Origin of the sequence: Nonomuraea sp. K271, from assembly GCF_009908215.1 — a bacterium.
Lineage (GTDB): Bacteria > Actinomycetota > Actinomycetes > Streptosporangiales > Streptosporangiaceae > Nonomuraea > Nonomuraea longispora.
The window spans coordinates 1-24,055 of sequence record NZ_JAAAHR010000156.1 but is presented as its reverse complement, the minus strand read 5'-3'; the positions used below and the strand labels follow the sequence as shown (position 1 = coordinate 24,055).

The following is a 24,055-nucleotide window of genomic DNA, read 5'->3' as shown; positions in this document are numbered from 1 at the left end:
GTGCTCGACTGGGTGATCGAGGCCTGGACCGCCATCCCCTTCCCCACCTACCTGCTCAACTCGGTGATCTACGTCGGTGTGACGGTGCCGCTCTACATCGTCGTCTCCGCGTTGTGCGCCTACCCGCTCGCCCTGATGAACTTCAGGGGCAAGAACCTCATCTTCTTCGCCATCCTGTCCACGATGTTCCTGCCGAGCGAGGTCATGCTCATCCCCAGGTTCCTCGTGGTCTCCGAGCTCGGGATGGCCGACACGTTCGCCGGGGTGATCCTGCCCGGGGTGCTCTCCGCCTTCGGGGTCTTCCTGCTCCGGCAGACGTTCGCGGGCGTCCCCCGCGAGGTCGTGGACGCCGCTCGCACCGACGGCTGCCACGAGCTGCGGATCTTCTGGCACGTCATGCTCCCCGCCGCCCGGCCCACCCTGGCGATCCTCGGCATCTTCGGCTTCATCTCGGTCTGGAACAGCTTCATCTGGCCGCTCGTGGTGCTGAAGGACTCCGCGAAATACCCGGTCGCGCTCGGGATCGCCTACCTCGCCGGGATCACCGGCACGGATGTCCGCAGTCTGGCCGCCGGGACGATCGTCTCGATCATTCCGGTCGTCATCGTTTTCATGATCATGCAACGGCACGTACTCGAAGGCATGCGCGGCGCGGTCAAGGGCTGACGCCGCCGGAGGTGACACAACGATGTTGACACGCAGGCAGTTCGGTCTGGGCGCGCTCGCGGTGGGCGCGCTGGGCACCCTGCACACGGGCACGGCTCGCGCCTCGGCGGGCCACGACTACACCTCACGGGAGACGTTCGACCTGTTCGACCGGATCTTCCACGAGAGCGGCGGCGTGGGGCAGCCGACCGACAACAACGAGCACGGCGGCCTGGCCTGGGGTCAGTCGTACGTGCTGGCAGGCTTCATCCGCATGTACGAGGCCTACCGCGACACCCACTACCTGGACCGGCTCGTCAACAACATCGACCTCGTGCTGGGCAACCGCGACTCCGAGCGCGGCGTGGCCGACTACCGCGGCGAGTCGCTGCCGGCGTGGCGGGCGACGCACCCCTACACCGTCGGCGTCGCCGCGCTGAAGGACTCGTCCGGCCGGCCCGTGCTGGAGGTGCGCAGCTCGCTGTCGTACGCCGACCTGACCACGGCCACCGTACGCGCGGGCGCTGCCGAGGACCGCTTCACCTTAGAGGTGAAGAACAGCCGGAACGACGCGGTCGCCACGTTCACCGACCTGTCCATGGACCCGGACTCCCCCGACCACGCCGTACGCAGGATCCTGGACGCCTACCCGACGCCCACCCAGGTCACCGCGCGCGACCTGCGCGAGGGCGGGGAGATCACCCTTCCCGCCCAGGGCGCGACCCCGCTCGTCTCCCAGCCCGTGATCTTCGCCGTGCACACCGGCATGATCACCTACCCGATCGCGTCGTTCGCCCGGATCGTGCTGGGCACGCCGAAGCTCCGCGCCGACGCGCGCTACCGGGCCAAGGCTCACGAATACCTCGAAGCCGCCAAGGCCGCGGCCGCCGTGCACGACCGCGAATGGCGACAGAGCGACGACGGCGGGCACCTCTCCTGGGTCAAGGGCACCCCGCTCGCCTACGACGGCACCGAGATGCCGACCAACCAGTTCCTCGCGCTCGGGCTCACCTACGCCGAGATCGCCGCCGCCACCGGCGACCCCGCCTACGCCGACCGCGCGAAACGCATGGCCCGTACCTTCGCCCGCGAGCTCAGGACCAACGACAAGGACGCCTACCACTGGCCGTACTGGCCCTCGTTCGGCGCGACCTACCGGGGGTTCTCGCGCGACGACGACCTCTCCGAGTTCACCCCGTCGGGCAACGGCGCCCAGCAGATCGAGGACCTGAGCCACGGCGCGATCGACGCGGAGTTCGCCGCCCTCGCCTTCCGCCACAAGCTCGGTTTCAACGGCGCCGACATGGCCAGGTTCGCCAGGTCCTACAGCAGGAACATGGCCACCACCGACCCCGAAGGCGTGCCGACCACGTTCCTGCGCGTCGACGGCACCGGCGGCCTGGCCTCCTCGGGCCAGTATCTCCAGGCGCCGCGGTGGATGGCCGTCGCGCAGTGGGACCAGAAGGTCTTCGAGCATGCCAAGTCGATCTACGAGGCCCGCGCGCTGGAACCCGGCCAGGGCTCCCACCTCGCCGGCGTGGCCTACCTCAACTGGCAGGCCCGCCGGCGAAAGTGACGGGCCTACTTCGCCGCGAAGGAGGCGGCGGCCGCCAGGAACGCGTCATTGGCCTCGGGTGAGCCGATCGAGACGCGTACGCCCTCCTCGGCGAAGGGCCGGACCGCCACGCCCTCCGCCGCGCACGCGGCGGCGAAGTCGAGGGTGCGCCCACCGAGCCGGAGCCAGACGAAGTTGGCCTCGGTGGGCGGCACCGTCCAGCCCTGCCCCAGCAGCGACTCCCTGACCCGGGTGCGCTCCTTGACCACCCGCTCGACCCGGTCGAGCAGCTCGTCCTCGGCCTCCAGCGAGGCGATGGCCGCGACCTGCGCGAGGTGGTTGACCGCGAACGGGATGATCGTCTTGCGCACGGCCGACACCACGGGCTCCTGCGCGATCATGTAGCCGACCCGCAGGCCGGCCAGCCCGTACGCCTTGGAGAAGGTGCGCAGGACGCAGACGTTGGGCCGGTCGCGGTAGAGGGTGAGGCCGTCGGGGAAGTCGTCGTCGCGCACGTATTCGATGTAGGCCTCGTCGAGCACGACCAGCACGTGCTCGGGCACCCGGTCGAGGAACGCCTCCAGCGGGCCGCGGCGCACGGCCGTGCCCGTCGGGTTGTTGGGGTTGCACACGAACACCAGGCGCGTGCGGTCGTTGACCGCCTCCGCCATGGCGTCGAGGTCGTGGTCCTCGCCGGCCAGAGGCACCATGACCGAGGTGACGCCGGCCAGGTCGGCGAGCAGCGGGTAGGCCTCGAAGGAGCGCCACGCGTAGACGACCTCCACCCCCGGCTCGCCCACCGTCTCGAACAACTGCTGCGCCACCGTGACCGACCCGGCCCCGAGCGCGACGTGCTCGGGCGGCACGGAGTAACGCGCGGCGATGGCCTCGGTCAGCCTCGTCGCCCCGGGATCGGGATAACGGTGGATCCGCCGCGCCCCCTCGGCGATGGCCTCGACCACGGACGGCAGCGGATCGTACGGAGTCTCGTTGGACGACAGTTTGTACGACCTGCCGTCAGGAGCCGCTACGGCCTTGCCCGGTTTGTACGGGGCCATGGTGTCGAGAATCTGGCGGAAACGAGGCATGGCCCCCACTGTAGAAGGCCCGGCGCGGCGAAGCACCACCCGGTGCCGTACGCCCCGCGTCAGTCCTTCAGCGTGCGCAACATCGGCGGGTGGAGCAGCTCGGCGGGGCCCCGGCGGTAGAGCTTGGCCGGGCGGCCCCCGTCGCGGGTCGTGGTCGCGCCAGTCTCCACCAGGAAGCCCTCGGCCTTGGTGACCTTGCGGTGGAAGTTGCGCGGGTCGAGCGTCCTGCCCCAGACGATCTCGTAGACGCGGCGCAGGTCGGCCACCGTGAACTCGGGCGGGCAGAAGGCCGCGCCCAGCGGGGTGTATTCCAGTTTGGAGCGGGCCCGCTCGACGCCGTCCTTCATGATGCGGCGGTGGTCGAAGGCCATGACGGCGAGCGAGTCGACCGGCCGCCAGCTCATGTGGGCCTTCTCCGAGGCGGGCAGGTCGGGGGCGAGGCCGAGGTAGGCGACGCTCAGGACGCGCTGGCGGGGATCGCGGTCGGGGTAGCCGTAGGTCTGGAGCTGCTCCAAATGCACCGGGGCCCCGGGGAGGCCGGCCCGCTCGGACAGGATGCGGTGGGCGGCGGCCGGCAGGTCCTCGTCGAGCTGGATGAAGCCGCCGGGCAGCGACCAGCGGCGCAGGAACGGCGGGTTGTCGCGGCGCCACACGAGCGCGCTCAGCGCCTGGTTGCGGACGGTGAGCACGACCAGGTCGACGCTGACCGGGATGCTCGGGACCATGGCAGGCACGTTACACGCAGCCGCGGACGGGGAGCGAACGCCGCCGCGGCCCCCTGTCAGGTGTCGATCCGCACGTGCAGCGGCTCCGTCGTCGACAGTCCCGACGGCACCTTCACCCCGATCCTGACCCACTCGCCGGCCGGCACCTGCGACCAGTTGAACGGCACCCACGCGGTGGCCATGCCCTCGGGCAGCTCCTCCAGCGGGTCCTCGTCGAGCCACCCGACCGAGGACACCGCCAGCTCCTGGGTCCCGCCGGACCACTGGACGGTGACCGTGGCGCCCTGGAAGTTGTAGCCGCGCACCTCCACGCCGTCCTGGTTGTCACGCCCGCGCCTGATCGCGTCGACCGCGATCGGCCGCCGCCAGTCGGCGATGATCTCCTTCTCCAGCGAAGGGCTGCCGCACGTCATGAAGTCGCTCCACATGTAGGAGACGATCTTCTGCACGTAGCGTCCCGCCATGGTCACGGCCTGGTCGATGCGTTTCTTGTCGGTCTTGCCGCGCGTGCCCTGCGGGGCGCACGGCTGGTCGCCTGACGGCTCGAACGCCTCCACGTTCGCCCACAGCTGCACCTCGTGGCCGGCCATGAGCATCTCTTCACGGGCGATCGACATCTCGCGGTAGTAGTCGCGCGTGGAGCCGTGGTACGCGGTGTCGTACGTCGACTCGCCCACCACCGGGCGCAGCCGTTCGTCGACCTCGTTCTCGCGCTCGTCGGGCCAGAACAGGCCCACCTTGCCGGTGCCCCGGCTGTCCTGCGGCGCGATGATGCCGACGCCCGTCTTCACCAGCGCCCGGAACCCCTCGGCCACCTGCTTCGGCGTCTGGCCGAACGCCACCCGCTTGCGCGCGTCCAGGTAGGGGCTGATCAGGATGGGCTTGCCCGGTAACTCCTGCGCCACGATCCGGTGCTGGTCGGCGTAGACCTCCAGCGTCGGGTTGCCGTCGAGGGTGTCGGACATCTGCACCTCGAACGGTTGGTAGACGCCGCCCAGCGACTCGCGCTCGGCGAAGCGCACGCCGTAGTCCTGAAGGATGCGCCGCGTCAGCGTGGTGAGCGTGCCGATGTGCTTCTTGTTGGCCCTGATCGGCGTCTTGGGGTCGCGGGGGGCGAGCGGCAGCGCGGGGAAGACCCTCATGCCGAACTGGTCGGCCAGGTCGAGCAGCTCCTTCAGGCTGTCCGTGGGCTTGCCGGCGACCAGGATCATGTCGTAGGAGGTGGCCTTGCCGCTGAAGTCGCACGTGGAGTCGTCGGAGCCGTCCGGCTGGGTGATGAGCCGGAAATAGGTGCGCTTGGGCGTCTGAATGGCGTGTTCCATCTCGGGGCAGCGGTACAGGCTCTCACCGAACGACTCGTCGGTGCGGTAGACGTACGTGCGGCCGATCCGGTTGCCGGGGTTGGCCCTCTTGAGGTCCCGTTCGGCGGCGTCGTGACAGGTCAGGCCGTCCTCTTCGCACGCCTCGTAGAGCGGGTCGAGCTCGCCGTCCTTGGTCTTGATCTCGCCGGAGCCGGTGACGGGGCGATACTGCAGGCCGTAGCCGATCCTGATGATCGTGTCGCCGCCGACGCTGTGGATCTCCTGCAGCTGCTTGCGCCAGGTGCACGGGTTGGATTTGGGCGTGATCCAGTAGCCGGTGACGGCGTAGGGGGCCTGCTCCTTGGTCTCGAACGTTCCACACCGGTCGGTGACCGCGCTCACCTTGGGCGTCGGCTCGGTGCTGGACGGCTTGGGCGTCGCCGGCGTGGCGACCGGTTTCTCCGACGAGGAGGGAAGCACGATGATCGCCGCCGCGACCACGGCCGCAATGGCCGCGCCCACAGCGAGAAAGATCCAGCGCACGTTCAGGAACCTACCGCCCTTGGAAGAGAACCGTTATCGGGTGACGCCCGCCCACGACTCCAGCTGGGTGACGAACCGCTTGGCTGAGTTGGGCCAGTGGTGGTTGGCTCGGGCCGCGGCGTAGCCGCGCGCCCCCTGCGCCCGTCGTTCCCGCACGTCGTCGCGGAGGGTCAGGACGGCCTGCGCGACCGCCTTGGGGTCCTCCCACGGCACCACGACGCCGCTGTCGTAGCGTTCGACCAGCTCGACAGCGCGCGGGGAGGGGGTGGTGATGACGGGAATGCCGTGGGCCATGTACTCAACGATCTTGGTCGGCATGGAATGCCGGTAGTTGGGCTCGTCGTGGAGTAAGGAAAGCCCCGCGAGCGCCCCGTCGAGCCGCTTGAGCGCCTCGTCGTTGGGCATGAAGTCGCGCCACTCCAGCAGGCCCTCGGTGACGGCCTGGTTGAGCATCGGACGGCTCTGCGGGTCGGCGTACCCGATCAGCTCCACGGCCACGCGGTACGGCTGCAACAGCTTGGCCACCTCGACGGCCTCGATCACGCCCCTGGCCCGCGACAGCCAGCCGAGATAGACCACCCGGTCGTCGCCGGGAGGGGTCACGGAGTCGGGCACCCACGTCTCGTTGGGGACGATGGGGTGGGCGTGCTTGAACCGGCCCGCGTACGCCGTCTCGGCCAGCATCAGGTGCATGTGCCGTTCGGCGGTGCCTTCCAGCATGCGGGCCATGAAACGGACGGGGGGCCGCAGGGGCGAGGGCAGCCACGGCTTCAGGGAGAGCGTGGCCGGGGTGTCCTCGTGCACGTCCCACACCACGGGCGGCCGGTTGCGCATGCCCCACACGGCGAACAGCAGCTCGGGATCGTGGACCAGGACCAGGTCGACCTTGTCGCGCATGCGCTTGAACAGCCGCCGCGCGGCCCACACCGCGGAAAGGCGTTTGCGCTGCGAGGCCCTGGGCAGATCGACGCCCGTGACCCAAGGACGAGGGACGACGCCGAAAGCGGTGAACGACGCCGCGTACGTGACCTCATGACCGGCATCCACGAGAGCGCGGATCTGCCGATGCAGAATCCTGGCGTCCTCGGGGTTATGCACCACCGTCATGACGAGCACGTGCACTGCGCGCAGCCCTCCGTCGCTACAGCCGCTCGACGCGTTCACCCTCGGCGAGAACGCCTCGGGTGTCGAGCACGAGCTTGGCCTTCGCCTCGACCATGTCGAGGTCGAACGCGGCGTGCTGCTGCAGCAGCAGCGTCACGTCCGCGTTGGTCACGGCCTCGGCCAGATCCTCCTCACGCGGCACCGCGGTGCCGTCGACCGACCACTCCTTGACGTACGGATCCGCGAACGAGAGCTCGGCCCCCAGCTCCAGCAGCGCTCGCGCCACTGGGAGCGCCGGGGTCTCACGCTCGTCGGCGATATCCGGTTTGTAAGTGACGCCGAGCATAACCACCTTGGCGCCGTTGACGGGCTTTTTGTTGCTGTTCAGCAACCGCTGGACGCGCGCCACCACGTACGACGGCATCCGTTCGTTGATCTCCTGCGCCAGCTCCACGAACCGGAACGGGTAGCCGAGCTTGCGCACGGTGTAGGACAGGTAGGACGGGTCGACGGGGATGCAGTGCCCGCCGACGCCCGGACCCGGCAGGAACTTCTGGAAGCCGAACGGCTTGGTGGCGGCCGCCTCTATCGACTCCCACAGGTCGATGCCGAGCTCGTCGCAGAAGATCGCCATCTCGTTGACGAGGGCGATGTTGACGTGCCGGTAGGTGTTCTCGAGCAGCTTGGCCATCTCGGCCTCGCGGGTGCCGCTGACCGGCACCACCTGCTCGATGAAGCGACCGTAGAAGGCCGTCGCGCGGTCGCGGCAGGTCGGCGTGTAGCCGCCGACGACCTTGGGGGTGTTGTGCAGCCCGAACTTGGGATTGCCCGGGTCGATGCGCTCGGGCGAGAACGCCAGATGGAAGTCCTCGCCGGCGACGAGCCCCGAGCTCTCCAGCAGCGGCCTGGCCACCTCGTCGGTGGTGCCCGGCCAGGTCGTGGACTCCAGCACGACGAGCGTGCCCTTGCCGAGGTTGCGGGCCACGGTCTTGGTGGCGCCCTCCACGGCCGAAAGGTCGGGGCGGTGGTCCTCGTCGAGCGGGGTGGGCACGCAGATGACGATCGTGTTGCTCCTGGCCAGCACGGTCTCGTCGAGCGTGGCGCTGAACCCGTTGGCCAGCATGTGCTCGAGGTCCGCGTCGGTCAAGTCATCGATGTAGGACTGCCCGGCGTTGAGCGCGTCGACCTTGCGGGGGTCGACGTCCACGCCGACGACCCGCAACCCGGCGCCCGCCGCCTCTTTGGCGAGCGGCATGCCGACGTAGCCCAGACCGATGACAGCCAAGTCGATTTCTGTCACAGCCGTGCCTTAGGGAGCCGGATACAACACTTCATGGTCGCAAAGGTTATCTCAACTCCACCTAGCTCACGCCTAATGCGACCGAACCCGTCGTAAGAGACAGCCAACGCGAAGGTCATCATTCGGCAAGTGACCGGTATAGAGCTTGATAAGTCTCGGCAACGCGGCTCCACGTGCGCTTCGCGGCCACTTCCGCCCGTCCCGCCTCACCCATCTCGGCGCGCTTGGCGGGATCTTCCCTGAGCCCGGCGAGCGCCTTGGCCAGCGCGGCGGGATCGCCCGGCGGCACGAGCATTCCGGCGCCGTCGCCGCCGACGAGCTCGGAGAGCGCGGGCAGATCGCTGAGCACGACCGGCTTGCCGAGCGCCATCGCCTCGACCGGTTTCAATGGCGTAACAAGTCGGCACACGCGCAGGTCCTCACGCGGGCAGACGAAGATGTCGATGGCGTCCTGCGCCTGCAGCGCCTCGTCGGGGCCGACCCGCCCCGGCAGCACGGCGTCGCGCAGACCCAGCTCGTCGACCAGTTCGAGCAGGTTGTCACGCTCGGTGCCGTCGCCGACGAGCAGCACCCGCACCGGGGTGCTGTCGTCGCGCAGCAGCGCGGCGGCCCGCAGCAGGGTGGCGAACCCCTCGTAGGCGACGATGCTCGACACCGACCCGACGACGATCTCGTCCGGCTCGATGCCGTACGCCCGCCTGAAGGAGGCGCCGTCGTAGTGGGCCGACAGCAGCGAGTCGTCCACGGCGTTGGGCGCCAGGTGGATCTTCTCCCTGGGCACGCCGCGCTCGACGATCTCGGCGGCCATCGTCTCGGCCAGCGTCACCACGGCGTCCGCCTCGCGCATCAGGAACGCCTCGCGCTCGCGCTGGAGCACGTGCCGCTGGCTGCCGACGCGGACCGGGTCGCGGGAGGCCCACGTCTCCTCCAGGAAGCCGCGCACCTCGTAGACGAACGGCGTGCCCGTCCTGTCGCGCACGGCGTGGGCGATGGAGCCGTTGCGGTGGTCGGTGGCGGCGTGCACCACCTGCGGCCGCAGCTCCGTCACCAGCTTGGTGACCCCGTCGGCGCCCCGCGTGATGCGGCCTTGGGTCTCGAACGGCATCTCCCCGTGCCCGTCCGGCAGCAGCCGGTAGTAGGGGATGCCGTCGATCTCCTCGTACGGGGCCGCGTCGGCGTGACCCTGCAACATGGGCCAGCCCCAGCTCGTGACCACGTGCGGGTCGATGCCCGCGGCCTTCTGCGAGGTGACGATGCGGTGGGTGCGCACGGTGTAGCCGGCCTGCGTGTACGGCAGCGCGTTGGTGACGACGTGCAGCACGCGGTTCTGGACCCGGGTCAGGAGGGCCACCTTGGGGCCCGGCGGGATCGGGTCGGGGCTGATGGCGGCCAGCTCACCGCGGTAGTAGGCGGCCCTGCGCTTGACGAAGGGGTATTTGGTGTGCGCCTCGAGCACGGCCGCGGCCTCGCTGACGCGGCCGGCGTCCCAGTGGGCCTTGGCTTCGTTCCACGGCCCCTTGACCACGCGCATGCCGAACTTGCGCACCATGCGCCGGGCCCTGCGCGCGGCCGGCCAGGCCACGCTGCCCACGATCGGCCGCATCCTGGGCGGCAGCGTGTCGGCGGCGGCCTGGGCCACGCGAACGGGGTCGGACCTGACCTTCGTCATGACCACCCGGGAAACGATGATCGGGTGCTGGACGAAGCCCTTGAGAAGTCCACCGACGCCGGCACGGGCGGACTTCGCTGAAACCCTGTCGGATGAGCGGGGGGAGTCTTGACGACTGGCGTCGGATGCCACGGTGGGACCGTACCATAGGCAACGTTTTTTCCCTTCCGCTATGAAAGGCGAGGTCAATGAGGGAGAACCCCCTGGTCCTGCACGTTTTGGGTGCTCGTCCCAATTTCGTGAAAGCGGCCCCGGTGGTCCGGGCACTCGGTGAACTCGGCGTGCGGCAGGGCATCATCCACACCGGTCAGCACTACGACGCGCTGATGTCGGACGTGTTCTTCGCCGACCTCGGCCTGCCCGAGCCGGTGGCGAACCTGGGCGTGGGCTCCGGCTCGCACGCCAAGCAGACGGCGGCGCTGCTCGTCGGCCTCGAGGAGGTCGTCCAGGAGCAGGAGCCCGACCTGGTCGTGGTGTACGGCGACGTCAACTCGACGCTGGCCGCGATCCTCGTCTGCGCCAAGCTGGGCGTACGGACCGCGCACGTGGAGGCGGGGCTGCGCTCGTTCGACCGCGGCATGCCCGAGGAGGTCAACCGGGTCGTCACCGACGCGCTGGCCGACGTGTTGTTCGCCACCTCGCCCGAGGCGCTGTCCTACCTCGCCTCCGAGGGCGTGCCCGCCTCCAAGGTCCACCTGGTGGGCAACCCGATGATCGACAGCCTGTACGCCGCCCTGCCCTCGCTGGACCCGGCGCCCGTGGTGGAGCAGCTCGGCCTGCCCGGCCGCTACGCCGTGGCCACCCTGCACAGGCCGGCGAACGTGGACACCGCCGAGGCCGCCAAGGAGCTGGTCGACGCGGTCCTCGACGTGTCGCGGCAGATCCCGCTGGTGGTGCCCGTGCACCCCAGGGGCAAGGCCAGGCTGGCCGAGGCGGGCCTGGTCGACGGCGGCTCGATCAGGGTGGTGGATCCGCTGGGTTATGTGGACTTCCTCTCACTCGTACGCGGGGCCGCGCTGGTGGTCACCGACTCCGGGGGCGTGCAGGAGGAGACAACCGTGCTGGGCGTGCCGTGCCTGACCGTACGACCCAACACCGAACGGCCGATCACGATCACGCACGGCACGAACCGCCTGGTCACGCCCGCGCTGCTGCCGGCGGCGGCGGAGAAGTCCCTGGCCGACGGCGCCTCGACGCCGGCGGGCGAGCTGCCCGTGTTGTGGGACGGCCAGGCAGGACCGCGGATCGCCAAGGTGATCTCCGCCTGGCTCAAGGGGGACAACCTGGCCCCTGCCAGTCAGGGCAAACGCCCCGAATAGAGGCCATTTCCGCCGTAGCATGATGTACCTCCGCTGAGCGTTAGGCGTCCCACCATGGCCCCAGAACCCGAAGAACCACCCACCTACCAGCGACTCGGCCCCGTCAACTGGCTGCCCGAGGACCGCAAGGTCGTCGAGCGGTACGAGGCGGAGCTGAGGGAGCTGCGGCGGCGGCTGGAGATCGCCGAGGCCAAGGCCGCCTACGCGAACTGGAAGCTGGAGGCCACGCAGGCCAAGCGCACGTTCAAGCTGGGCGAGGCGCTGGGCTCGAAGAGCCCGGGAAAGATCGTCGAAGCGGTCCGGTCGAGGCAGAAGGCCCCCAAGCCGCCCACGCCCGTCACCGAGGCCATCGAGACGGCGAACAACCGGCCGCCGCTCGTCGAGGTGCCGGCGGTGAAGTGGCCGTCGGGCCCGGTCAACAGGCCCGGTCTGAAGGTCGCGGTGATCCTCGACGACTTCTCCAGGATGGCCTTCCGCTACGAGTGGGACCAGATCGAGTTCGGGCTCAAGGACTGGCCGGAGATCTTCGCGGACAAGCGGCCCGACCTGCTGTTCTGCGAGTCCGCCTGGCACGGCAACCAGGGTCGCTGGCGCTACCAGATGACCGGCACCAACGCCCCCAAGGAGCCGCTGCGGGACCTGGTGGCCTGGTGCAGGGGGGAGGGCATCCCCACGGTCTTCTGGAACAAGGAGGACCCGCCGAACTTCGACTTCTTCATCGACACGGCCAAACTGTTCGACTACGTGTTCACCTGCGACGGCGACATGTTGCCGAAATATCGCGAAGTTCTCGGACATGACCGGGTGGACGTGCTGCAGTTCGCCGCCCAGCCCCGCGTGCACAACCCCATCCAGCAGCGCCAGGGCCGCCTGCACGACGTGGTGTTCGCCGGGATGTACTTCCGCGACAAGCACGCCGAGCGCCGCGAGCAGATGGAGACCGTTCTCGACCCGATCAGGGAGCTCGGCCTGCACATCTTCGCCCGAAACGGCGAAGTGGACGAGAAGTACGCCTGGCCGGAGAAGTACCGGCCGCACATCGTGGGCGAGCTGCCCTACGACCGGATGCTGGCCGCGTACCGGATGTACAAGGTCTTCCTCAACGTCAACTCCGTGCTCGACTCGCCGACCATGTGCGCCCGCCGAGTCTTCGAGCTGTCGGCCTGCGCGACCCCCGTCGTGTCGGGATGGTCACGGGCGGTCGAGGAGACCTTCGGCGACCTCGTGCCCATCGCGCGCGAGCCGATCGAGTCGTACAACCAGGTGCTGCACCTGATCAACAGCCCCGAGCTGCGGGCCAGGACGGGCCACCTGGCGATGCGCGAGGTCTTCGACAAACATCTCTTCTCGCACCGCGTCGACCAGGTCCTCCAGGTCCTCGGGCAGCAGGCGCAGCCCCGGTCGCGCTCGATCTCGGTCGTGCTGCCCACCAACCGCGCCTCCCAGATCGAGCACGCGATCTCGTCGGTGGCCCGCCAGATCCACCGGCCGCTCCAGCTCGTCATGGTGCTGCACGGCCTGGACATCGACCCGGTCGTGGTCGCCGACAAGGCCCGCATGGCGGGCATCACCGACGTCGCCGTCCTGCCCGCGGATGCCTCGCTCTCGCTCGGCGCCTGCATGAACCTGGGCATCGCCGCCGCCGAGGGCGACCTGATCGCCAAGATGGACGACGACAACCTCTACGGCGAGCACTATCTGTCGGACCTGGTCAGGGCGTTCGACTACTCCGACGCCGAGCTGGTCGGCAAGGGCGCGCACTACGCGTACTTCGAGGGCATGAACACGACCATGCTGCGCCTGCCCGGCCTGGAGCACCGCTACTCGTTCCTCGTCCAGGGCGGCACGTTCCTCGGCAAGGCCGACATGTTCCGCTCGTACGGCTTCGCGGACATCACCCGCGGCGAGGACACCGAGTTGGTACGGCGGCTGAAGGAGGACTCCGTCAAGATCTACTCGGCGGACCGCTTCAACTTCGTCTACTGGCGCAGCGCCGACGCCTCGATGCACACGTGGCAGGCCGACCACATCAAGCTGACCCGCAACGCGCAGTTCGCCTTCGTCGGCCGCCCTGACGACCACGTGCTCATCTGAGCCGTCACACGACCTGTTCGAGGTTCTTGTCCGCGAGGCGGGCCAGCTCGTACAGGCCCTGCGCCTTCACCTTCTGGCCGACCACGAGCATGCTCATGACCACGGTGCCCCGCCTGATCATGACGGAGCCGATCTGCGCGTTCTTCTCGCCGCCGGCGGCCGAGGTGAGGTAGGCCCGCGACTCGTCGCCCTTGCGCGGCATGTTGAGCGTCCTGGTCTTGTACGTCACCTGTGTGCCTCCCACGTCGGCCGTGTAGCTCGCGCACTGGCGCGGCAGCGGCTTGGGGAAGGACTTGGACGGCAACGACACCACCGCCTGCGTGATCGAGCCGCGCTCGGCGGCGAACGCGATCACCGCGGCGGGCGCCCCTGCGACGTCGGGCTGCTCGATGTCGAGCTGGGCCGCGCCCGCGCACTCCGGCCGCTGCAGCTTGGCCTGGCGCAGCGCGGCGATGCCCTGCTGGGTGGACTTGAGCTTGCCGAACGCGCCCAGCTCGGGGCCGTACGCGACGTGCATGCCGTCGGGCACCGGCAGCAGGGCGGCGCGGAGCTTGGCCGAGGCGGCGGACGGCGATGACGCGGACGCCGAGGCTGCGGGCGCGGCCGGCTCCTCACCGGAGGAACATCCGGCAAGGGCCAGCATGCCCAGACATATGCCAGAAATGGTCTTAAGCATATACGCTCCAATTCACTCGCGCGGCATTGTCGGAAACGCTAGAGGACTCGGGGAGTACACAGCCTGGCAACGTCGCTATTCGCGGAATTCAGTGGCTTCGCGGCATTTTCCTGTTCTACGGCATATGCGCGAAGTCGGGCATGGCCCTCGATCGTCCTGGTCAGTGGCCCGCCGCAGGCGGACGGAGCCCGCCAGGAGGCGCCGAAGGGGTCCTTGCCGGTCACTTGACCCCCCGGTCTGACATTTCGGACGGGTGGCCCGATCAGGCATTCGCCGTAATAGGTCGCGCAAAATGTTTCTCGAACCACTGCGCGGCATGACGCCGCTTTTCGCCCGGCTGCTGAAGATCGCGCCATGGGCTTGAATCCACGCGACCTCGGGATGAACCAGATCATTTCCCGCCGGGACTTCTTCGACGGCATAGCCGTGAGCGCTCTGGGAAGCCCGGCGGCGGCACGTGTGACCCCTGGCGCCCCTGGGCACGCTGAGACGCTCCAGAACGCGGCGTACCGGCCGGGCGGCTTCACCGTGCGGGGAGACACCAGTGAGGCGCTCAGCGTGCCGCACGCGCTGCGGGACGGGCGGTTCTGGATTCATGCGGGCACGCCGGAGCCGACGGGCGAGCGCTACGACCTCGTGGTGGCCGGCGGCGGGCGCAGCGGCATGAGCGCGGCCGCCGAATGGCTGCGGCGCGACCCCGGCGCCGCCGTACTCGTCCTCGACAACCACGACGAGACCGGCGGGCAGGCCCGGCGCGACGCGCTGCGCCGCAGGGCCCGCGAGGAGCGGCCCGACGGCGTGATGTGCGACGCGGAGACCTTCGGCACGGACACCCTGGTCAGGCTCTCCTCACCCGGATGGGCCGACGCGGCGCCGATCGCCGAACGGGCCAGGCGCGACCTGCGCATCCTCCACGAGGACCCGCCCGACTGGTTCCCCCGGCTGTCGGCGGAGGAGAAGCAGGAACGGCTCGCCGCGCTCACCTACTCCGAGTTCCTGCTGCGGGTGTGCGGGGTCCACCCCGACGTCGAACGGTTCTGCAGGACCATGCCGTGCCGCGAATGGGCCTACGACACCCGGGCCTTCGGCGCGATCGACGCCTGGGCCTCCGGCTATCCGGGGTTCGGCGGGCTCGGGCTCGACCGGGACAAACCCTCCCGGCTCAACTCGCCCAGCGTGCGGCAGGAATGGCAGGCGAACGCCGGCGCGGGCCGCGTCACCGCGCCGCCCGACGACCGGGCGCGACTGCGCCTGTCCAGCCCCGTCGTGTTCGCGCGCGCCGGCGCACGCGCGGCGACCGTGGGGTATTTCGACGGCCACCAGGTCATGACCGTCGAAGCCGGGTCGGTGATCCTGGCCTGCTGGAGCGCGGTCATCCCCTACCTGGTGCCCGAACTGCCCGACGACCAGCGGCGGGCGCTGCGCTCGGCCGTCAGGGTGCCGCTGCTGCACGCCACCGTACGGGTGCGCGACGCGCGGGCGTGGCGGCGGCTCGGCGTGCTGCGGGTGCGGTGGACGGGCGCGTACTGGGGCTTCTGCGAGTTCGAACCGCCCGCCACCGTGCACCTCCTGGCCACGCCGTGCCGCTCCGAGCTGGGGCCGGGCGCGGGCGCGGCGGCGGGCAGGCGGGAACTGGTCAGGACGCCGTACGGGCGGCTGGAGCACACCATCCGCGACCAGCTCGCCCGGCTGCTCGGCCCCGCCGGCTTCGACCCCGCGGCGGACATCGAGGCGATCACCGTCGACCGGTGGGGGCACGCGAACGCGCCCGAGTACTGCCGCCCCTGGCACCCCTTCTACCCCGACGGGCCGTTCCCGTCGGACCTCGCGCGAAGAAGGTTCGGCAGGATCGCGATCGCGGGCTCCGACTCCTCGCCCGTCGGCCGCGCGGACGCCGCCGCGACCGCCGCGCTCCGCGCCGTCGAGGAGCTCGCGCGATGAGGCCGTGGCTGCGCGTCTTCGTGACGGGGTTCGCGCTCTGGCTGGCCACCGTCGTCGTCACCGCCTGGACGCGCAACTCCAACCTGGTGCCGACCGTCGTGCTGTTCGGCAGCTTCCTCGTGCCCGTGACGTTCGTGGTCTGGGCGTACGGGCGGGGCCGCTCGCCCCGGGTCACCGTCGAACGGCTGTTCACCGCCTTCGTGGTGGGCGGCGTGCTGGGCGTGCTCGGCGCCTCACTGCTGGAGAGCTGGCTCGTCCGGCCGTCGATCCTCATGTACGTCCTGGTCGGGCTGATCGAGGAGGGCGTCAAACTCGCCGCCCTGATCCTCATCAGCCGTCCCCTCCTCCAGGGATCGCCATCAGCCCGCGAAGGAGCGCCGGGGTCTGGACCGACAAGAGAGGGAGCGCAGCGACCGACCGACGAGGGAAGACCCCGGACCGAAGCGACCGAGCCGCGATCCGAAGGATCGCCGTCAACACAGCCCTCAATACAAGACGGGCTCGTCCTCGGGGCGACGGTGGGGTTCGGGTTCGCGGCGTTCGAGAGCGCCGGGTACGCGTTCAACGCGCTGTTCACCTCCGGGGGCCTGTCGTTGGTGCAGCTCGTCGAGACCAAGGTGCTGCGCGGTATCCTGACGCCGGTCGGGCACGGCCTGTGGACGGCGATCGCCGGCGGCGTGCTGTTCGCCGCGGGCGGGCGGCTCACGGCGCCCGTGTGGCTGACGTACCTGGGGGTCTCGCTGCTGCACGCGCTGTGGGATTCGATGACCGCCATCGCGATCGCCGTCACCCTCGTGCTGACCGGTCAGCCGTGGCAGTTCCAGCTGCTGCGGATCGGCAGGGTGCCGAACGTGACCGACTGGCAGGTGCACGTGTACACCCTGGTGAACTGGGGTGGACTCATCGTGATCTCGCTGGTCGCGCTGGCCTGGCTGGAGAGAATCGTCGCCGCGGCCCGTCGAGAGGTCAGGATCCCGTCCCAATAATCCCGGTAATGAACGGCTTCCCCCCACTGCGCGGGAACCATAAACGGTGCTAGTCTCCTGTGCGATCTTCCGGAGGTGTATTTACACAAGGTGTGGAAATGCCCCCGACTCGAGGTTGGGACATGGGCTCGCGAAACCGGTCAATTCGGTTCAAGATCTTCTTATTGCTACTGCTACCCCTCCTGTCTCTGAGCGCGCTGTGGGGTTTCGTCCTCAACCTCACCATGGGCGACACCCAGTCACTACTCCGGGCCGACACGCTCTACCAGACGATCGGTGTGACCTCCACCGACCTGGGATTACAGCTGCAGGCCGAACGTATGCGCTCGATGGAGCCACTCACCGCGGGTGAGCACGCTCAGGTGCTCGGCGGCCAGCGCTCCCGCACCGACAAGGCCGTCGACGACTTCCGCCGGGCCGTCGACGAAGCCGGCGACGCCGTCGACAGCGACCTGCGCCGCCCCATCGGCAACCTCAACGTCGCCCTCGACCGGCTCGCCCAGATCAGGACCGCCGTCGACGGGAACCGCGGCAACCCCCTCACCACGCTCAACGCCTACAACCAGGTGCTCGACCAGCTCTTCATGATCTACGACCACCTGGTCACCGTCTCCGACCTGGCCATTTTCCAGCAGGCCTCCTCGACGCAGGCCATGGGCATGGCCAGGGAGTACATCGCCAGGGAACACGCCCTCGTCGTCGGGCTGCTCGGCGCCAAGCGGCTCAGCGCGCCGGAGGCGGCCGCCTTCACCGAGTACGTCGCCTCCAGGAAGTTCCTGCACGCGCGCGGCATGGCCGGGCTCGACGTGCGGCTGCGCGAGCCGTACAAGCGGGTCTTCGCCACCGACCCGTTCCTCTCCTTCACCAGCCTTGAGGCGCGCATCGCCGGGTCGGGCGAACTGCCCGCCAAGGACGACCGCTGGCACGAGATCATCGACCAGCTCACCGCCCAGCTCGACGAGATCAACGCCGAGTCGTCCGCGATCGTGACCGCGCGCGCGTCCGAGGCCGCCACCTCCACCATCGTCAAGATCGCCGTCGCGGGCGGCGTCGGTTTGATCGCGGTGCTCGCGTCGATCATCATCTCTGTACGCTTCGGTCGCCGTCTGGCCGGCGAGCTGGGCGGGCTGCGCTCCGCCGCGGTCGAGCTGTCGCAGACAGGCCTGCCCGAGATCGTGGCGCGGCTGCGCAGGGGCGAGGACGTCGACGTACGGAAGGAGACGAAGGCGATCAAGGTGAGCGGTTCCGCTGAGATCACCGACGTGGCCAGGGCCTTCGGCTCCGTGCAGCGCACCGCCGTCAACGCGGCCGTCGGCCAGGCCTCGCTGCGGCGCGGCGTCGGCCAGGTCTTTCTCAACCTCGCCCGCCGCAAGCAGGGCCTGCTGCACCGCCAGCTCGCGCTGCTCGACGGCATGCAGCGCCGCACGCACGACCCCGACCGGCTGGAGGAGCTCTTCCGGCTCGACCACCTCACCACCCGCATGCGCCGGCACGCGGAGAGCCTGATGGTGTTGTCGGGCGCCGAGCCGGGACGCGCCTGGCGCAAGCCGGTGCCCGTGATCGACATCGTCAGGGCCGCGGTCGCCGAGGTCGAGGACTACACCAGGGTCACCGTGGAGTCGATGCCGGTCAGCGCGGTCGACGGCGCCGCAGCGGCCGACATCACCCACCTGCTGGCCGAACTGGTCGAGAACGCCACCATCTACTCGCCGCCCGACACCACGGTCCAGGTGCGCGGCGACATGGTGAGCAACGGATACGCCATCGAGGTGGAGGACAAAGGCCTCGGGCTGTCGGCCGGCGAATACGCCCAGTTCAACGCGCTGCTGGCCGCGCCGCCCGAGTTCGACCTGGCCGACAGCGACAGGCTCGGCCTGTTCGTGGTCGCCAGGCTGGCCGAACGGCACGGCATCAACGTGCTCCTGCGACGCTCGCCCTTCGGCGGCACGACGGCCATCGTGCTGGTGCCGCGGACGATGGTGACCGACCAGGCGACACTGGAGGCGGGCGGCGACGGCAAGGCCGCCCTGCCGAGCCGTACGCGGAAGAAGGCGCTCGCGGTCGTGACCTCGGGCACCCACGCCGGGCTGCCCAGGCGGGTGCGTCAGGCCCGTCTCGCGCCGAAGCTCAAGGAAGAACAACCGCCTGAGCCGGAGCCGCAGGCCGATCGCTCTCCCGATGAGGTACGCGACCTGTTCTCCGCGTTCCAGCGGGGAACGCAACGCGCCCGAGAAGAAGCCTCTGAGGAGGGGCCCATGAGTAAGGGGGATGCATGAGTGTGCCGGCCACCAACACCGGTGAACTGAACTGGCTGCTGGACGACCTCGCGACGAGGGTCGCCGCGGTCCGACAGGCGGTCATCCTGTCGACGGACGGCCTGGCCGTGGGCTATTCCAGCGGGCTGACCCGTGACGACGCCGAACATCTGTCAGCGGTGGCCGCCGGGTTCCAGAGCCTGGCCCGCGGCACCGGGCGGCACTTCGGCGGCGGCGACGTACGCCAGACCATCGTGGAGATGGAAAGCGCGTTCATGTTCGTCACCGCCGCGGGACAGGGCACCTGCCTTGCCGTCATCGCGGACGCCAGCGTGGACGTCGGCCACATCGCCTACGAAATGGCGATGCTGGTCAAGCGGGTGGGTCAGCACATCAGCACCAACCCACGCGCTGGAACGTCATGAGCGATAGCCCGCAGTGGTTCGATGAGGAGGCGGGGCCGATCGTGCGGCCCTATGCTCTCATCCGTGGTCGCACGCACTCCTCCGGAGACACGTTCGACCTCGTGGCCACCGTGCGCGTCATCGGCGAACCGACTGACGAGCCCGGCCCAGAACAGCAACTGATCCTGCGGGCAGCACGAAATCCGATCTCGGTGGCGGACCTGGCCGTCGAGATCGATCTGCCCGTCGGCGTCGTCCGGGTCATGCTCGGCGACCTGCGTGACAACGACCTCATCTCGGTGACGTCGCCCTCGGCTGGAGGGGCGCGCTCGAACGAGCGCATTCTCAAGGAAGTGATCAATGGACTCCGTGCTCTCTGAGGACCCCGTCGCGCTGAAGATTCTTGTCGCAGGGGGGTTCGGCGTCGGCAAGACCACACTGGTCGGGTCGATCAGCGAGATCAAGCCGCTGCGCACGGAGGAGGTGCTCTCCGACCGCGGGATCGGCGTCGACGACCTCGACGGCGTCGAGACCAAGTCCACCACCACCGTGGCGATGGACTTCGGCCGCATCACGATCCGCGACGGTCTCGTGGTATACCTGTTCGGGACGCCGGGCCAGGAACGTTTCTGGTTCATGTGGGACGAACTGTCGCACGGCGCGCTGGGCGCGGTCGTGATCGCCGACACCAGGCGGCTGACCGACTGCTTCCCGTCCGTCGACTACTTCGAGCAGCGGGGCACGCCGTTCGTGGTGGCCGTCAACTGCTTCGACGGCGCCGCCCAGCACAGCGTCGACGACGTACGCATCGCTCTCGATCTCGAGGACGACGTACCCGTCATGCTCTGCGACGTGCGGCGGCGCAACTCCGCCAAGGAGGTCATGATCACCCTGGTGGAGCACTCACTGCGGACGCTCGCCTCCGCCAACTGACGCGGGGGCCCCGGCTACAGAGCACGCAGGCCGTTGATCACCTCTCGGAGCAGCGACTCCGAGGGGGCGACGGCCTTGTCGCGCGGCGGGCGCACCGTCACCAGGCCGTGGTCGAGCAGGTCGCCCAGCAGCACCCGCACCACGGCCACCGGCAGGCTCAGGTCCGAGGCGACCTCGGCGAGGGGCTTGGCCTTCCCCGTCACGAAGGTCAGCAGCCGGCGGTGCTGGGAGCTGAGCTCCGCCTTGGCGGGCGCGGGCAGCCCCGTCGAGACGACGGTCGCCAGCAGGTCGAGCGCCGACGACGACGTGGGCTTGGTGCGCCCGCGGGTGACCGCGTACGGCCGGACGACCGGCCCCGCCTCCTCGTCGACCCACTCGTGCTCGCGACTCACGATTCGGATCCCCCATCCTGCTCGCTGTCCTGCCGCCCGCGCTGCCAGCCGGACTGGAGCGAGGAGAGCAGCGCCCTGGCTTCCTCGGGTGAGCGTTCGGACACCGGCGGCGCGGGGGGCGGCGTCTCCCTGAGCCGCTGCGGCAGGTTGGCCTGCCGTTCACGCCGCGGCAGCCCCGTCTCCCGCTCCCGCTGCGGCAGCCCCGTCTCAGGCTCCGGCTGAGGGCGTCCGGTCCTCCGCTCACGCTGCGGCAGGCCCGTCTCGCGCTGCGGCTGCTCGACCGTGTCCGGGTCGCGCCGCCGTGGCAGCGCCGCCGGGCCACCGGCCTGGGACTGCAGCACCGCCGCGCGCCCGTTCCCCTGGGACTGCTGCGGGACGGCCGCGGGGCCGCTCCCCTGGGCCACGGCCCTTCTGCTGGTACGGATCCGGCGCGGCAACTCGCCCGGCCCTGTCGGCTCGTCCCTGACGACCGACACGGACACGGGCTCGAACTCCATCGGCTGCACGGGCGTGGGGATGGGCTCCACCAGCGATCCGGGCACGAGCACGATGGCTGTCGTCCCCCCGTACGGTGAGGGTTTGATCGTGACCTTGACGCCGTGCCTGGCGGCGAGCATCGCGACCACCGCGAACCCCAGCCGCTCGGTCTGCGCGGGGTCGAACTCGGGCGCGCTGGCCAGGCGTTCGTTGATGGCCCTGCGGGTGTGCTCGTCCATGCCCAGGCCGCGGTCCTCGATCTCGACCGCGAAGCCCTTGCCGACCATCTCGCCGCGCACGGAGACCTCGTTGCCGGGGGAGGAGAACGCGGTGCCGTTCTCGATCAGTTCGGCGAAAAGGTGCATGAGGTCGGCCACGGCGGTGCCGGAGACGCCGCACTCGGACATCGGATAGACGCGGACGCGGGTGTACTCCTCGACCTGCGCCGCCGCGCCGTTCAGCACGTCCTCCATCGGGATGACGCCGCGCCACCTGCGGCCCGCCGAGCCGCCGGACAGCAGCACGAGGCCCTCGGCGTGGCGGCGCATGCGGGTGGTGAGGTGGTCGATCTTGAACAGCCGCTCCAGGGCCTCCGGCTCCTCCGTCTGCCGCTGCATCTCGTCCAGCAGCCGCAGCTGGCGCTGGAGCAGCGACTGGCTGCGCCGGGCCAGGTTGCGCAGCGCCTCCGCCACGCCGTCACGCAGCTTGGCCTGCTCGACGGCCGCGTCCACGGCCGTGCTCTGGACGCTGTCGAACGCCGCGGCGAGGTCGCTGACCTCGCTGGTCGAGTTCTCGCCCACCTTGATGGGCGGGGCCTCGGTCGCGATGTCGACGCTCTCGCCCTTGCGCAGCTTCGCCACGACCTCGGGCAGCCTGATCTCCGCCAGGTCGAGTGCCGTACGGCGCAGCGCGGCCAGCTCGCGGGTGATGCGGCGGCCGACCCTGATCGAGATGAAGACGGAGAACACGACCGCGATCAGGCCGAGCGCGCCCGCGACGGCGGCCCGCACCAGGATGCCCACGCCCGCGGGCTCCATCCTGGCGAACAGCTTGTCGCCGGTGCCGCCGATGGCCTCCCGGTATTCGGCCTGCACCTGGTCGGAGATGCCCCGCCAGAGCTGGATGTCCACCCGCTGGCCGCCGATGTAGCCCTCCAGGAGGTTCTCCATCGTGACGTAGCGGGGCGAGTAGTACAACTTCTCGAACGGCGCCCGCAGCTCGGTGTCCAGGTTGGCCAGGGCCTGGGGATACAGGTACGTCCTGGCGCCGTCGATCCTGGCCAGCATGTGGGTCTCGTGCATGGTGGCGCGGCCGTTCGTGGCCACGATCAGGGCGTGCTCGCGGCTCAGCAGCTCACGCGCCTGGTCGGCGGCGATCAGGCCCTGCCCCTGCAGGGACAGCTCCAGGTCGGTGCTGACCACGAGCCTCGAATACAGCAGGTGGATCTCGTCGGAGACCTTCGAGTACTCCGTGACGAGGTTGCTCGCGACGAACCTGCGGTCGTCCACCTTGCCCCTGATCTCGGGCAGCCGGTCGGCCTCCGCGAGCACGGTCTGGAGCTGGGTCCGCATGTCCTGGGTGAGGGCGTCCTGGGTGTCCTGCGCCAGCGCCTCTTCACGCAGCTTCTTCCTGGCCGCGTCGACCTTGCCCCGCGCCTGCTCCAGTGCCTCGGGGTCCCGCGTCACTCCCGCCAGCCGCTCCGCCGAGGCCAGCCGCTCGGCCTGCAGGCTGGACACCAGGTTGTCGGCGTTGTTGATGACACCGGTCCAGAGGGTTTCGACCTTGAGCAGGTTGAGCGCCTCTCCCGACGTGGTGCTCGCGGCGAAGCCCCAGAGCGCGATCAGGGAGACCAAGGGGATGACGAGCAGCGTCGAGATCTTGAATCTGATGGATCTGCCCGATGCCATGACACCTGCTCCCGGATAGAAGATCGCGGGAGAGAATAGCATCCATACGTATGGTTTTAAGATCAACTAGCGATAAATCTGTGATATGCCGGGAAATTGGCGGCCTTCGCGACACTCGGACGCCAGGTCAGCCACGCCAGCCATCCCGCGAGCACCGCCAGCAACGACACCTCCGCGGCCAGCAGCAACCGCTCCACCAACCCGATCAACACCCCCTCGCCCGGCAGCGCCACATACGTGATCGCCAGCAGCCCGAACCCGCCCGCCAGCGCCACCCACTCCACGGCCCGCGCGACGGGCTTCCACGCCGCGTGCGCCGTCAGCCGCGGCACCAGCAGCGCTCCCGCGGCCGGCAGGCTCACGAATGCCGCGACCGACGCGTACCTGTGGATCTGCGCCGCCACGTCAAGATCCTGGCCGATGGGTGTGGTCGGGATGATCGCCGCCACGATCAGCGCTCCCGACCACACCATCAGCAACCGCCCGGGCATCCCCCGCACGGGCGCCCCCGCGGACCGCAGCCCCGCCAGCAACACCAAAGACCCGACCCCGAGCATCGCCATCGCCATCTCCGTCACGCCCCCGCGGTCGGACACGGCGAATTCGCTCACGGTCATGCTCATGGGATCGACGGAAGGGCCGGAACCCCACTGGACGACCACCACGGCGACCACCGAGAACAGAATCGAGGCGCAGGCGACCAGGGGGTAGAGCCTCTTTGCTGCGGTCATGGGCCTACTC

The 24,055-nt window shown here is 69.6% G+C and carries 20 protein-coding genes; 10 read left to right on the top strand and 10 right to left on the bottom strand.

The window, feature by feature from the left end:
• Together GUY59_RS36960 and GUY59_RS36955 are read left to right on the top strand one after the other, a co-directional pair.
• The coding region (locus GUY59_RS36960) for a carbohydrate ABC transporter permease (protein ID WP_161714881.1) at positions 1–666 on the top strand (666 nt) is incomplete at its 5' end.
• 22 nt (positions 667–688) lie between these two features.
• The gene (locus GUY59_RS36955) at positions 689–2,221 is read left to right on the top strand and encodes a hypothetical protein (RefSeq protein WP_138205654.1); all 1,533 of its coding nucleotides are present in this window, start codon (positions 689–691) and stop codon (positions 2,219–2,221) included.
• A gap of 5 nt (positions 2,222–2,226) precedes the next feature.
• Here GUY59_RS36955 and hisC read toward each other — a convergent pair whose 3' ends face one another.
• From hisC to GUY59_RS36925, 6 genes are all read right to left on the bottom strand, one after another.
• The gene (gene hisC, locus GUY59_RS36950; protein WP_171055542.1) at positions 2,227–3,288 is read right to left on the bottom strand and encodes a histidinol-phosphate transaminase; all 1,062 of its coding nucleotides are present in this window, start codon (positions 3,286–3,288) and stop codon (positions 2,227–2,229) included.
• Between the two features lie 59 nt (positions 3,289–3,347).
• A complete protein-coding gene (locus tag GUY59_RS36945) occupies positions 3,348–4,013 on the bottom strand; it encodes an NUDIX hydrolase (RefSeq protein WP_132337540.1) in 666 nt (221 codons plus the stop codon).
• A gap of 56 nt (positions 4,014–4,069) precedes the next feature.
• Positions 4,070–5,857, bottom strand: a complete 1,788-nt coding sequence (locus GUY59_RS36940; RefSeq protein WP_138205656.1) for a DUF4434 domain-containing protein — start codon at positions 5,855–5,857, stop codon at positions 4,070–4,072.
• A 33-nt stretch (positions 5,858–5,890) separates the two neighbouring features.
• Positions 5,891–6,979: a glycosyltransferase gene (locus tag GUY59_RS36935; RefSeq protein ID WP_132337537.1), complete on the bottom strand. Its 1,089-nt coding sequence runs from the start codon at positions 6,977–6,979 to the stop codon at positions 5,891–5,893.
• Positions 6,980–6,998: 19 nt separating this feature from the next.
• Positions 6,999–8,246 carry a nucleotide sugar dehydrogenase gene (locus tag GUY59_RS36930; protein ID WP_269129002.1) on the bottom strand — a complete coding sequence of 416 codons (1,248 nt, stop codon included), beginning with the start codon at positions 8,244–8,246 and terminating at the stop codon, positions 6,999–7,001.
• Positions 8,247–8,379: 133 nt separating this feature from the next.
• Positions 8,380–9,930: a glycosyltransferase family 4 protein gene (locus GUY59_RS36925; RefSeq protein ID WP_236667857.1), complete on the bottom strand. Its 1,551-nt coding sequence runs from the start codon at positions 9,928–9,930 to the stop codon at positions 8,380–8,382.
• Between the two features lie 188 nt (positions 9,931–10,118).
• Here GUY59_RS36925 and wecB point away from each other — a divergent pair, with 188 nt between their 5' ends.
• Together wecB and GUY59_RS36915 are read left to right on the top strand one after the other, a co-directional pair.
• Entirely contained in the window at positions 10,119–11,249 is a 1,131-nt protein-coding gene (gene wecB, locus GUY59_RS36920) for a non-hydrolyzing UDP-N-acetylglucosamine 2-epimerase (protein WP_138205662.1), read from the top strand.
• A gap of 54 nt (positions 11,250–11,303) precedes the next feature.
• Positions 11,304–13,343, top strand: a complete 2,040-nt coding sequence (locus tag GUY59_RS36915; RefSeq protein ID WP_132337529.1) for a glycosyltransferase family protein — start codon at positions 11,304–11,306, stop codon at positions 13,341–13,343.
• A 4-nt stretch (positions 13,344–13,347) separates the two neighbouring features.
• On the opposite strand, the gene GUY59_RS36910 is transcribed toward GUY59_RS36915, so the two are convergent.
• Entirely contained in the window at positions 13,348–13,986 is a 639-nt protein-coding gene (locus GUY59_RS36910) for a hypothetical protein (protein WP_161714880.1), read from the bottom strand.
• A 387-nt stretch (positions 13,987–14,373) separates the two neighbouring features.
• Here GUY59_RS36910 and GUY59_RS36905 point away from each other — a divergent pair, with 387 nt between their 5' ends.
• The 6 genes from GUY59_RS36905 to GUY59_RS36880 all read left to right on the top strand — a co-directional run bounded on the left by GUY59_RS36905 (position 14,374) and on the right by GUY59_RS36880 (position 20,538).
• Positions 14,374–15,960 carry an NAD(P)-binding protein gene (locus GUY59_RS36905; RefSeq protein WP_236667856.1) on the top strand — a complete coding sequence of 529 codons (1,587 nt, stop codon included), beginning with the start codon at positions 14,374–14,376 and terminating at the stop codon, positions 15,958–15,960.
• Positions 15,957–16,946, top strand: a complete 990-nt coding sequence (locus GUY59_RS36900; RefSeq protein ID WP_138205666.1) for a PrsW family glutamic-type intramembrane protease — start codon at positions 15,957–15,959, stop codon at positions 16,944–16,946. The genes GUY59_RS36905 and GUY59_RS36900 overlap by 4 nt, the downstream gene beginning before the upstream one ends.
• A 164-nt stretch (positions 16,947–17,110) precedes the next feature.
• Positions 17,111–19,222, top strand: coding sequence for a sensor histidine kinase (locus GUY59_RS36895; protein WP_161714879.1), 2,112 nt, complete (start codon positions 17,111–17,113; stop codon positions 19,220–19,222).
• Positions 19,219–19,626, top strand: a complete 408-nt coding sequence (locus GUY59_RS36890) for a roadblock/LC7 domain-containing protein (RefSeq protein ID WP_138205670.1) — start codon at positions 19,219–19,221, stop codon at positions 19,624–19,626. The genes GUY59_RS36895 and GUY59_RS36890 overlap by 4 nt, the downstream gene beginning before the upstream one ends.
• Positions 19,623–19,985, top strand: coding sequence for a DUF742 domain-containing protein (locus GUY59_RS36885; RefSeq protein ID WP_138205672.1), 363 nt, complete (start codon positions 19,623–19,625; stop codon positions 19,983–19,985). The genes GUY59_RS36890 and GUY59_RS36885 overlap by 4 nt, the downstream gene beginning before the upstream one ends.
• Positions 19,966–20,538: a GTP-binding protein gene (locus GUY59_RS36880; RefSeq protein WP_132337517.1), complete on the top strand. Its 573-nt coding sequence runs from the start codon at positions 19,966–19,968 to the stop codon at positions 20,536–20,538. The genes GUY59_RS36885 and GUY59_RS36880 overlap by 20 nt, the downstream gene beginning before the upstream one ends.
• A gap of 14 nt (positions 20,539–20,552) precedes the next feature.
• Here GUY59_RS36880 and GUY59_RS36875 read toward each other — a convergent pair whose 3' ends face one another.
• From GUY59_RS36875 to GUY59_RS36865, 3 genes are all read right to left on the bottom strand, one after another.
• Positions 20,553–20,930, bottom strand: coding sequence for a DUF742 domain-containing protein (locus tag GUY59_RS36875; protein WP_132337515.1), 378 nt, complete (start codon positions 20,928–20,930; stop codon positions 20,553–20,555).
• On the bottom strand, positions 20,927–23,314 hold the full coding sequence (locus tag GUY59_RS49320; protein WP_161714878.1) for a sensor histidine kinase: 2,388 nt from the start codon (positions 23,312–23,314) through the stop codon (positions 20,927–20,929). The genes GUY59_RS36875 and GUY59_RS49320 overlap by 4 nt, the downstream gene beginning before the upstream one ends.
• Positions 23,315–23,376: 62 nt before the next feature.
• A complete protein-coding gene (locus tag GUY59_RS36865) occupies positions 23,377–24,045 on the bottom strand; it encodes a DUF998 domain-containing protein (RefSeq protein ID WP_138205676.1) in 669 nt (222 codons plus the stop codon).
• Positions 24,046–24,055: the final 10 nt, after the last annotated feature.

Excerpts from the sequence above, each read along its gene's own strand:
- GUY59_RS36955 (WP_138205654.1), top strand. The coding sequence starts at position 689 with ATGTTGACACGCAGGCAGTTCGGTCTGGGCGCGCTCGCGGTGGGCGCG.
- hisC (WP_171055542.1), bottom strand. The coding sequence starts at position 3,288 with ATGCCTCGTTTCCGCCAGATTCTCGACACCATGGCCCCGTACAAACCG.
- GUY59_RS36945 (WP_132337540.1), bottom strand. The coding sequence starts at position 4,013 with ATGGTCCCGAGCATCCCGGTCAGCGTCGACCTGGTCGTGCTCACCGTC.
- GUY59_RS36925 (WP_236667857.1), bottom strand. The coding sequence starts at position 9,930 with ATGACGAAGGTCAGGTCCGACCCCGTTCGCGTGGCCCAGGCCGCCGCC.
- wecB (WP_138205662.1), top strand. The coding sequence starts at position 10,119 with ATGAGGGAGAACCCCCTGGTCCTGCACGTTTTGGGTGCTCGTCCCAAT.
- GUY59_RS36915 (WP_132337529.1), top strand. The coding sequence starts at position 11,304 with ATGGCCCCAGAACCCGAAGAACCACCCACCTACCAGCGACTCGGCCCC.
- GUY59_RS36910 (WP_161714880.1), bottom strand. The coding sequence starts at position 13,986 with ATGCTGGCCCTTGCCGGATGTTCCTCCGGTGAGGAGCCGGCCGCGCCC.
- GUY59_RS36905 (WP_236667856.1), top strand. The coding sequence starts at position 14,374 with ATGGGCTTGAATCCACGCGACCTCGGGATGAACCAGATCATTTCCCGC.
- GUY59_RS36900 (WP_138205666.1), top strand. The coding sequence starts at position 15,957 with ATGAGGCCGTGGCTGCGCGTCTTCGTGACGGGGTTCGCGCTCTGGCTG.
- GUY59_RS36890 (WP_138205670.1), top strand. The coding sequence starts at position 19,219 with ATGAGTGTGCCGGCCACCAACACCGGTGAACTGAACTGGCTGCTGGAC.
- GUY59_RS36885 (WP_138205672.1), top strand. The coding sequence starts at position 19,623 with ATGAGCGATAGCCCGCAGTGGTTCGATGAGGAGGCGGGGCCGATCGTG.
- GUY59_RS36880 (WP_132337517.1), top strand. The coding sequence starts at position 19,966 with ATGGACTCCGTGCTCTCTGAGGACCCCGTCGCGCTGAAGATTCTTGTC.
- GUY59_RS49320 (WP_161714878.1), bottom strand. The coding sequence starts at position 23,314 with ATGGCATCGGGCAGATCCATCAGATTCAAGATCTCGACGCTGCTCGTC.
- GUY59_RS36865 (WP_138205676.1), bottom strand. The coding sequence starts at position 24,045 with ATGACCGCAGCAAAGAGGCTCTACCCCCTGGTCGCCTGCGCCTCGATT.